Genomic DNA, 10,185 nt, shown 5'->3' with positions numbered 1-10,185 from the left:
TGATGAGCATAATTAAAATAAAACGGAATTTATAAAATTTCATCTCTTGTAGTGCTAGTTTCATAGTATATTCACTCCTCTATTAACTTTATATTTGTATAATAAGACTGTTATATGAACTGAATATGAACAAAATTCATATTTGCTAAAAAAATTTAAAACGACTATATTTGAATTAAACTGACAGTCATAATTAACAATTTAAATAGATAGGAGTTACGAATCTTGACGACTTGTTTAATCGTAGATGACGATCCCAAAATATTAGATTATGTGTCTTCATATTTAGAACGTGAAGGTCTTCAAACAATCACACAATCAAGTGCCGAAAGTGCATTAACTTATTTACAATCTCATTCTGTACATATTGGTATTGTTGATATAATGATGGAAGGCATGAATGGGTTTGAACTTTGTAAGGTGTTAAAAGAAGATTATGAAATACCGGTAATTATGTTAACAGCACGCGATGCACTGAGTGATAAAGAACGTGCTTACTTAACTGGGACTGATGATTATGTCACTAAACCATTTGAAATAAAAGAACTGATGTTTAGAATTAAGGCCGTATTACGTCGTTATAACATCAATACAAACAGTGAAATTACACTTAATAATTTAACTATTAATCAACCTTATCTAGAAATACAAGCCAATGGAAAGACCATGAATTTACCCAATAAAGAATTTCAATTATTATTTTTGCTAGCTTCTAATTTTAAGCAAGTATTTAGTAGAGATGATTTAATTGAAAAAATTTGGGGCTTTGATTATGAAGGCGATGAACGCACTGTTGACGTTCATATTAAAAGACTGCGTAAGAAATTAGAACAACTTAATGCCGATGTAACGATCAAAACTATACGTGGGTTAGGATATAAGGTGGATGATTATGTTTAAATCTTTATATATTAGAATTGCAGTATACACAATCATAGTAATGATTTTTAGTGCGTTAGTAAGCTTCCTTATAACGAACGTATATTATCATGTGTATTTAAAAGAAAATAATGACGCTAAAATCATGCGCACATTAAAAGAAGCAAAGGCTTTTGAAATGAACGATGGCCCTAAACACAGTACCGATTATTTTAAACATTTGGGCGACATGAATTACCAGATTTTGACTGTTAATAAACATGGACACAAACAATTTTATGGTGAACCTTTCCGTAAAGATAATATTTCTCAACATGCTATCTCTCAAGTACTAAATAATAAGGATTATCATGGTATAAAAAATCAACCTTACAAATTATTTGTTACAGGCTTTTTTGAAAACGTGACATCTAATACTGTCGGCGTTAAATTTACGACACAAAATCAAGAATTTGCTGTTTTTATGCGTCCAGATATAGGTAAAACATTTAGTGAATTTAGAGTCTTTTTAGCAGTGTTAATTACACTCTTGTTAATCATTTCAATTATTTTAGTTATATTATCTACTTATGCGATCATTAAGCCGGTCAAACAATTAAAGCGTTCTACAGAACTTATGATGCGTGGTAATTTTTCAACGCCAATTAAAGTTACACGTAAGGACGAACTAGGCACATTACAATATAGATTTGATGCGATGCGACAATCATTAAAAGAGCTAGATTCGATGCGCCAACATTTTGTGCAAAATGTATCACATGAAATTAAGACTCCCCTGACACATATTCATCAATTGTTAGATAAACTTACGTTTACGACAAAGAAAGAAGAACAAGCTTATTATGTGGACGAAATATATCGCATTACTACACAATTAAGTGAACTTACCAAAGAATTACTATTATTATCAGAACTTGATAATGGCTCACATTTATCATTTAACGATGAAGTTAAATTAAACAACCTACTTACTGATATCGTACGTCATGAACGATTCGCCACGGAACAAAAAGAGCTAACTATCATGTCTGACTTAGCCGACATCAATTATGTAGGTAATGAACGATTGCTACATCAAGCATTTCAAAATTTGATTGTAAATGGTATTAAATATTCTGTTGAACACGGTATTATTGATTTATCTTTAAAAGAAAATGTCGATGCGATTATATTTACAATCAAAAATGAAGGTAATGTGATTGATAAACAAACGCAGCAACACATTTTCGAAAGATTTTATAAAGTGAGTAATCACGATAATAGCAATGGTCTTGGTTTAGCTATTACCAAAACTATTATAGAACTGCATAATGGTAATATTGCAGTAGACAGCGAACAAGATGCTACAATATTTACGATCACATTACCTCATACAAAATAAAAAAAGCACCCTCTATTTTAATTAAAATAGAGGGTGCTTTTATCTTATTAATTTACTTTCAAATTCTTTTTGATTTCTTCATTTAATTTTTTATATAACGCTTCGTTTTCAGATAGTTTTTGACCATAAGAAGGTATCATTTCTTTAATTTTATCTTCCCATTGGTTAAATTCATCTTTATAACATTTTTTCAATAAATCTAACATGATATCTACTGCAGTTGATGCACCAGGTGAAGCACCTAACAGCGCTGATAATGAACCGTCTTTAGAAGTAACGAGTTCTGTACCAAATTGTAAATTACCTTTACTATCTTTTGTATCTTTAATAACTTGAACACGTTGGCCTGCAACAATTACATCCCAATCTTCGCTTTGAGCATTCGGCATAAACTGTCTTAAATCTTCCATTTGCTCTTCATTTGACAGCATTAATTGAGAAATTAAATATTTCGTTAAATTCATTTCTTTAATACCTGCTGATAACATCGTTACGATATTATTTGGTTTTACAGATTTAATTAAATCCATATTTGATCCTGTTTTCAAGAATTTAGGTGAAAAACCTGCGAACGGTCCAAATAGTAATGTACGTTTACCATCGATATAACGTGTATCTAAATGTGGAACAGACATAGGTGGTGCTCCGACAGCAGCTTTACCATAAACTTTAGCATTATGTTGCTTAGTAATTTCTTCTTTTGTACATGCTAAGAATAAGCCACTAACTGGGAAACCGCCAATATGTTTAGACTCTTTGATACCTGTTTTTTGTAACAATGGTAAACTAGCGCCACCAGCACCGATAAATACAAAATCACTTTCAACAACTTCTGTTTGGTTTGTTTTTAAGTTTTTAACTGTAACTACCCATATTCCGTCTTTACGTTGTTTAATGTCTTGTACTTCGTGTTCATAATTTAATTCAACATTTTTTTGTGCTAAATTGGCAAATAATTGACGTGTTAAACTGCTGAAGTTTACGTCTGTACCTGTTTTATCGTAAGTAATTGCCATAGGAATATGAGAAGTACGACCTTCCATCATTAACGGCGCCCAAGATTTAATTTTCTCTTTATCATCTGTAATTTCCATATTACTAAACAGAATATTTTCATTTAAATACGCTACACGTTTACGTAAGAATTCAACATTTTTAATCCCTTGTACAAAACTCATATGAGGTACAGGTTGAATAAATGCTTGTGGATCTTCTAATTTGCCTTGTTTAACTAAATAACTCCAAAATTGTTTTGAAATTTGAAATTGTTCGTTTATCTTAACAGCTTTCTTAATGTCTATACCGCCGTATTTATCTTCATTAGTATAATTTAATTCACATAACGCTGAATGCCCTGTACCCGCGTTATTCCAAGCATTTGAACTTTCTTGGGCTGGTGAATCTAGCCTTTCAAACATTTTAATTTCTTTGTTAGGCGCTAACTCTTTCAACATAGTTCCTAACGTTGCACTCATAATACCGCCACCAATTAAGATGACATCTGTTTTGCTATGTTGTGTAGTCATAACAAATACAGTCCCCCTTTTATAAATGTTCATAGAAAGGTTTCATACACAATTCAAAGTCGTACTAATCGTATGATAATGAAATCGATAAAGCGCTTTCTATTAGTCTTAAATAAAAAATCATTTTGCTTAGTTATTGTATCATTGTCATATTATATGCTTACAAACAATAACAATTTACATATATCAACTTCTTTAATTATATACATAAATCAACAATGAAAAAAGCCCCAAAAACTAAACATTAATTTTTTAACGATTAGTTAAGGCTTATCTTTATATTGTATACCCTATTTTTCTAATTAAAATGCTTATTTAACAATAATTGAAAGTTATAAGTTCTTCTCATATAATTAATGATATTAACTATGTACTTTGTAGAAAATAATGCTTATTTAAATGATTTTAGAACTATTTTTCTTTGAGCATTATTATTTTTGGGGGATAAATAATGAAATCAATCACTTTTTTCACTCACAACATTTACGCTATGGGTGGCACTGTAAAGTCAATATCACAATTAGCGAATGTATTAGCTCAAAAAGGACATACTGTAAAAATCATTTCTGTTTTTAAGGGAAGCAATAAACCATATTTTGAGCTACATCCAAATATTGAAATCACGGCATTAACTAATTATCAACTGCATCCTTCAAATGTTAAAGATATATTTTATAATCGTTTAAGAAAATACACGCCATTCAATAAACCGTGTCTATTATCTCAACATGAACCGGGACTATATCAATTTTCTTCTCACGTTGAGAACAAAATGATTCGTAGTATTAAATCAGTAGATACTGACGTCTTGATCGGCACACGTGCTAGTTTTAATATATTCATCACACAACATGCACCTACAAATGTAAAAAAGATAGGTATGGAGCATATGAATTTCGATGCCCACCCTACTGCTTATCAAGATCAAATCGTAAAAGCATATCGCCATTTAGACAAAATTACTACGTTAACGCGCAATGATAAAAAACGATATGAATCTGTTATCGAAACACCAGCTTATGTCGTTCCCAATGTGCTGAATGAAGCACGCCAATCTCTAAGTAAACGCAATTTAATCATTGCTGCCGGACGCCTAGAATATGAAAAGGGATTTGATTTGCTCATTGATAGTATCAATAATATTCAAAACGTCATGCGCGAACAAAATTATAAATTAGCTATTTACGGCGAAGGTCAAGAAAGAACTCACTTACAACAACAAATTGAACAATTTAATTTGGCAGATATTATTACGTTAAATCCGACTACAAAATCATTGGCAACGAAATTAGCCGAAAGTAAATATACTGTTATACCATCTCGCAACGAAGGTTTTGGCATGGTTATATTAGAAGCAATGAATCAAGGTAGTGTAGTCGTAAGTTTTGATGATATCGTTGGGCCTACGTCTATCATTAACAATGAACAAAACGGTTATTTAGTGACTCAAGGTGATGTCATGGCATTATCAAATAAGTTACAAACATTACTTTCGGGTGATAGCAATAACACCGAAATTGTGAAAAATGGTTATAACACTGTTAAAGCATACGAGCCTGATGCCGTTTATACACAATTTCTAACTATGTTAAATGATTAAGCTATACATTCAACTCAAAACATTAAAATTAATTTATAAAGATTGGTAGAGATAATTTATGATTAAACAATTAACTATAGACAGTTGGCAAGATTTAACACGCCGACTAGAACAAGCTACTCAAGATGGCTATTCTCATTTTGCAGTATTATCGGACAGTATTACGATATATGAGGACATGTTAGATGCTGTTGAACTAAAACCATGTACAATCGTTACAGATTATACGGTAAACCAATTCTATAGAAATGATTGTCGCTATTTTGGTAAAACAACAATCACATTTAATGATTGGATAGAAAATATTAATCACTATCCTAACGTTATCTTTGATATCGCAACTACAATAGATATACTTAATAAACACGAAATCAATACTATTTTTGACTTAGCTATGATTTCATTATTACAAGATGAAGTAGCGGTTGACCCGCATGTAGTTTATAACTTTGAACAAAAGATTGCTACTTCTAGTGTTATATGGACAACTGTTCAAAATTGTTCCCTTTTAAACACGACAAAATACAATCTAAATAAATTAGCATATATGCACAATCATAAAGTACCCTTCAAACAACAAGAAATTTTAGCGCCAAATACGTTACGTTTTGTTGATAAATTATTGTTAAAAACAAAGTTTAAATTACCTTATTGGATATTCAATAGCGTACAACGACACTTTGAAAAGAAACATCAACAACAAAGTTATATCTATGAAAAAAACGTCAATAAACTAAAAGATCATATCGTATTTTTAGGTTTTGATTATGGCTTTAGAGGAAATTCACGCTATTTATTTAATCATTTTGCTAAACACTTTGCTAAAATACCTATTTATTTCATTACAAGTGATATAAAAGGTCCTAATTTTATTAATCCAGATGATCCTAAAGCTAAATCGCTTATAGAAGAAGCAAGAGTTGTAATATTAGAGAGCAATATACCAGACACGCTGCAACCTAACGGTACTATTATTCAACTTTGGCACGGTACACCAATAAAAAAATTATTTTTAGATAGTCATGAGCCGTACCAGAATCTTAATATTTATAATTATCGTGCTCGTAAATACAATAAATGGTTACAACAAGATTATTTAGTTTGTGATGGTGAAGAAATTGTTGATTATTTCAAAAGCGCTTACCCCTTACAACATACAAATGTCGTAAGTTGTGGTTATCCAAGAGTGAAATATTTATTGGCCAAACAATTTGATGCACCTTATATTCAATTTATAAAACATGAATTAAAATTAGATATTGAAAAGCCAACTCTATTATATGCGCCTACTTGGAAATCTGAGTCAGATGAAGAAGCGTTATTTCCTATTAGCGATGGTTTATTAAATAAATACAATGTTATATATAAAGGTCATGTTGAAAGTAATTCTACTTATTTACCAGAAAATGCAATTATTGCACCAACTAATATTGAAACACAAGATTTAATACTAATTGCAGATGTTGTACTAACTGATTATTCATCAATTATTTTTGACGCATTATCATTAGATAAAACAGTTTGTCAGTACACGCCTAATCATGAACAATATATAACCGAACGTGGTGTCTATGATGATGTTATGCATTCTTTAGCAACAGTCAGATATAGTGACGCTAAAGCATTACTTAATGATTTAGTTAGCTTTCAAATGACATCAATAACTAATAATGCCTTTGTAAATGATAACAACCACGCTTTTGAAACACTGTCAAATATAATTAATAAACATATTCAATATCATAAATAAAAAAGCTGGTAAAGCCTATAATGAGGTCTTTACCAGCTTTTTTATTATAAGTGAATATTATTGATGATATGCAGGATCAACTATGCGAACTGTGCCTTGTTGATCTACAGTTGCAATTGTATAAGTGCCTGGTTGAGCTTGGTTTTGGAAACTAAATATATAACTATAATTACCGTCACTACCTTCTACTGCATAATCATTATACGGATTATTTTGTCCGTTTACACCATTTACTTCTTTAGTCGCTTGGTCTAGTGAAGTTTGGAAATTTGGTAAGTTACGTAATGCTTGTTGTGAGTTATCGTTTGATGATGAAATGTTTTGTGCTACAGGTACTGCATTTTGTCCTTGGTAAGGTACGACATACTTACCATTTGAACCGTTGTTTGCTGCTCCATTTTGTGAACTTGAGTTTGCATTCTCGTCACTTGAATTCGCACCAGCACTAGCGTTTGAATTACTATTAGCACTATTATTGTCGTTACCGCTAGCAGTGCTATTGCTATTACCATTTGAATTGTCAGCATCTGAAGCATTTGAACTATTATCACTATTGCTACTTGAAGACGAATCGTCACTATTACTATCATTGTTTGAGTTATTATTTGCCTTATCGCTGTCGTTAGAAGACGCATTGTCATTGCTATTACTATCTTTTGATTTACTGTCATTGTCTTTATCAGATTTAGAGCTATCATCATTATTTTTCTTATTATCTTTGTTTGAGTCTTTAGCTTTATCTGAACTAGACGATTTATCTTTATTTGAATCGTCTTTACTACCACTATCATTGTCACCGTTTGAGCACGCTGCAAGTGCCAAAGATAGCGTTAAAATACCTGCCAAAAGTTTTTTCATAGAATACAACCTCCTTATAATGATGCTTACTTATGTGCCAAACATAATATGTATTACCCCTTTTACGTATATGGCTAATTGGTAAGCTTAACTATTTTATACACTAATATTTTTTATATAAACCTAAATACTAAAAATTTTAATAATATTTAAATGAAATTAAAATTGTAACAATAAGGCAATATATTTGAATGCTGTTAAAAGTAATAATATCTTCATGTATTTGAGGAAGGATTTTGATTAATTTACTACGGATTTTTCCATAACTAAATCTAAATCGACCGTATCTCCAGTAACAAAAAGATGTTCACCCGTTACCTGAAAACCATGTTTATTATAAAATTTCAACGCTTGTTCATTATGTTTCCATACACCTAACCAAATATGCGTTTTATTTAAAGCTGTCGCGCGCGCTATGGCATAATTAATAACATTCGCGCCTTTGCCCCCACCTTGAGACTCTTTTAAAAAATAAATTCGTTGTAGTTCTAGATATTGTTCACCCATTGGTTCAGTTTGTGACTCACCAACATTCAATTTAAAATAGCCTACTATGTTGTTATCAACCACATAAAAATACGTTTCCGAATTGCTATCTTCTAGTTCTTCAGCTAACTTTTCGATTGTAAATGCTGAATCAAAATAATCTTGAAAATCTTCATCACTATAACTGTCTCCAAAAGTATCAAGGAACGTTTTTATCCCAAGTTCTTTTAATAATTGTAATTCTGTAGATTTTACTTTTTTAATTTCGTAAGACATTTAATTCCCCCATTTACTATACTGATTTTATAAATATACTAATATATTATATATTTAATAGACGCATTTCAATTACAAGGCTGATTAACATTACTTTTATAAATAATTTAAAATCTACCATTGTGTATGTTACTTGTATATTTTATAATTAAACGGTTGTATAAATGAAAGTATTGGTTTTTATATGTACATTTACTGTAAAAAATTAAAATTAGCCTTATTGTGAAGAGTAAGTTTTCATGATATTGTGACATTAGTTTTTTTACTGTTCATAAATTTTTATTTACATAAAGGAGTGCCATAGAGCAATGACTGAAACATTTAAAGCTTTTGTGGTCGATGAACAAGACGGCAAAGTAAACGCTCAATTTAAAGATATAACAACGGATGATTTACCTGAAGGAGAAGTATTAATAAAAGTAAAATATTCAGGTATAAACTATAAAGATGCATTAGCTACTGAGGATAACAATAAAATAGTCCGTGATTATCCGATGGTGCCTGGTATTGATTTAGCCGGCGTAGTGGCTTCTTCAGACAGTCACGCTTTTGAAGAAGGTGACGAAGTTATCATTACTGGATTCGACTTAGGTATTTCTCATTATGGTGGGTTTAGTGAATATGCCCGTGTAAAAGAAGAATGGATTGTTCGCTTACCTAAAAACCTTACTTTAGAAGAAGCCATGATTTACGGTACGGCTGGATACACTGCCGGCTTAGCCATTGAAACTTTAGAACATAATGGTTTATCTATTGAAGATGGAAAAGTTTTAGTCCGTGGAGCATCAGGTGGTGTTGGTACTTTAGCAGTCATGATGTTAAATTCAATCGGCTTTAAAGTTATCGCAAGTTCTGGTAAAGCTGATGCTAAAGATACTTTGACTACATTAGGCGCTAAAGAAGTTATTGACCGTATTTCTGACAATGACGCGAAACCATTAGGCTCACGTACTTGGGCAGCAGCAATCGATCCAGTTGGTGGTGAAGGATTAGCTCACGTCCTAAAACATATCGACTATAATGGTAGTGTAGCTACGATTGGTATGACTGGTGGCGATAAATTTACTAGTTCAGTATTCCCATTTATTTTAAGAGGTATTAATGTCTTTGGTATCGATTCAGTGTATACTAAAATGAAACGTCGCCAATTAATTTGGAGAAGACTTGCTACTGACTTAAAACCTAAACAACTACACGATATTAAACAAGTCATCGCATTCGAAGATATTGAACAAGGCATTCAAAACGTTCTTGACCATAATAATAAAGGTAGAATTATTATAGCATTTAATAATTAATCCGCTTTACTTAGACATGACAACTTTCATTAACTGGAAGTTGTCTTTTTTTATAACAATATTAATGAATAATTTCTTTATATATATAATCACTAAAATTTGAAACTATATAAAATTGTTATACTTTAATA

8 protein-coding genes are annotated in these 10,185 nt (G+C 31.1%); 5 read left to right on the top strand and 3 right to left on the bottom strand.

The window, feature by feature from the left end; all coding sequences use genetic code 11:
• Positions 1-225 precede the first annotated feature (225 nt).
• Positions 226-900, top strand: coding sequence for a response regulator transcription factor (locus RPL90_RS08635; RefSeq protein ID WP_313547799.1), 675 nt, complete (start codon positions 226-228; stop codon positions 898-900).
• Positions 893-2,260 carry a HAMP domain-containing sensor histidine kinase gene (locus RPL90_RS08630; protein ID WP_313547797.1) on the top strand — a complete coding sequence of 456 codons (1,368 nt, stop codon included), beginning with the start codon at positions 893-895 and terminating at the stop codon, positions 2,258-2,260. Before RPL90_RS08635 ends, RPL90_RS08630 begins: the two co-directional genes overlap by 8 nt.
• 47 nt (positions 2,261-2,307) lie before the next feature.
• On the opposite strand, the gene mqo is transcribed toward RPL90_RS08630, so the two are convergent.
• Complete coding sequence (gene mqo, locus RPL90_RS08625) at positions 2,308-3,786, bottom strand: malate dehydrogenase (quinone) (RefSeq protein WP_313547795.1); 1,479 nt, start codon at positions 3,784-3,786, stop codon at positions 2,308-2,310.
• 451 nt (positions 3,787-4,237) lie between these two features.
• Here mqo and RPL90_RS08620 point away from each other — a divergent pair, with 451 nt between their 5' ends.
• Both RPL90_RS08620 and RPL90_RS08615 read left to right on the top strand, forming a co-directional pair.
• Positions 4,238-5,386, top strand: a complete 1,149-nt coding sequence (locus RPL90_RS08620) for a glycosyltransferase family 4 protein (protein ID WP_313547793.1) — start codon at positions 4,238-4,240, stop codon at positions 5,384-5,386.
• 58 nt (positions 5,387-5,444) lie between these two features.
• Positions 5,445-7,136 carry a CDP-glycerol glycerophosphotransferase family protein gene (locus tag RPL90_RS08615; RefSeq protein ID WP_313547791.1) on the top strand — a complete coding sequence of 564 codons (1,692 nt, stop codon included), beginning with the start codon at positions 5,445-5,447 and terminating at the stop codon, positions 7,134-7,136.
• A 57-nt stretch (positions 7,137-7,193) separates the two neighbouring features.
• Here the strand turns inward: RPL90_RS08615 and RPL90_RS08610 are convergent, their stop codons facing one another.
• Positions 7,194-7,994, bottom strand: a complete 801-nt coding sequence (locus RPL90_RS08610) for a hypothetical protein (RefSeq protein ID WP_313547789.1) — start codon at positions 7,992-7,994, stop codon at positions 7,194-7,196.
• Between the two features lie 240 nt (positions 7,995-8,234).
• Positions 8,235-8,756: a GNAT family N-acetyltransferase gene (locus RPL90_RS08605; RefSeq protein ID WP_313547787.1), complete on the bottom strand. Its 522-nt coding sequence runs from the start codon at positions 8,754-8,756 to the stop codon at positions 8,235-8,237.
• Between the two features lie 308 nt (positions 8,757-9,064).
• Between RPL90_RS08605 and RPL90_RS08600 the strand changes: the two genes are divergently transcribed.
• The gene (locus RPL90_RS08600) at positions 9,065-10,054 is read left to right on the top strand and encodes an acrylyl-CoA reductase family protein (protein ID WP_313547785.1); all 990 of its coding nucleotides are present in this window, start codon (positions 9,065-9,067) and stop codon (positions 10,052-10,054) included.
• Positions 10,055-10,185: the final 131 nt, after the last annotated feature.

Origin of the sequence: Staphylococcus kloosii, assembly GCF_032139365.1 — a bacterium.
Taxonomy (GTDB): Bacteria; Bacillota; Bacilli; order Staphylococcales; family Staphylococcaceae; genus Staphylococcus; species Staphylococcus kloosii_A.
Note: the sequence above shows the minus strand (reverse complement) of the source record. Positions and strands in the feature narration are given on the sequence as shown.

What these genes read in the sequence shown, in the direction of transcription:
- RPL90_RS08630 (WP_313547797.1), top strand. Translation starts at nt 893, where the DNA reads ATGTTTAAATCTTTATATATTAGAATTGCAGTATACACAATCATAGTA.
- mqo (WP_313547795.1), bottom strand. Translation starts at nt 3,786, where the DNA reads ATGACTACACAACATAGCAAAACAGATGTCATCTTAATTGGTGGCGGT.
- RPL90_RS08620 (WP_313547793.1), top strand. Translation starts at nt 4,238, where the DNA reads ATGAAATCAATCACTTTTTTCACTCACAACATTTACGCTATGGGTGGC.
- RPL90_RS08615 (WP_313547791.1), top strand. Translation starts at nt 5,445, where the DNA reads ATGATTAAACAATTAACTATAGACAGTTGGCAAGATTTAACACGCCGA.
- RPL90_RS08610 (WP_313547789.1), bottom strand. Translation starts at nt 7,994, where the DNA reads ATGAAAAAACTTTTGGCAGGTATTTTAACGCTATCTTTGGCACTTGCA.
- RPL90_RS08605 (WP_313547787.1), bottom strand. Translation starts at nt 8,756, where the DNA reads ATGTCTTACGAAATTAAAAAAGTAAAATCTACAGAATTACAATTATTA.
- RPL90_RS08600 (WP_313547785.1), top strand. Translation starts at nt 9,065, where the DNA reads ATGACTGAAACATTTAAAGCTTTTGTGGTCGATGAACAAGACGGCAAA.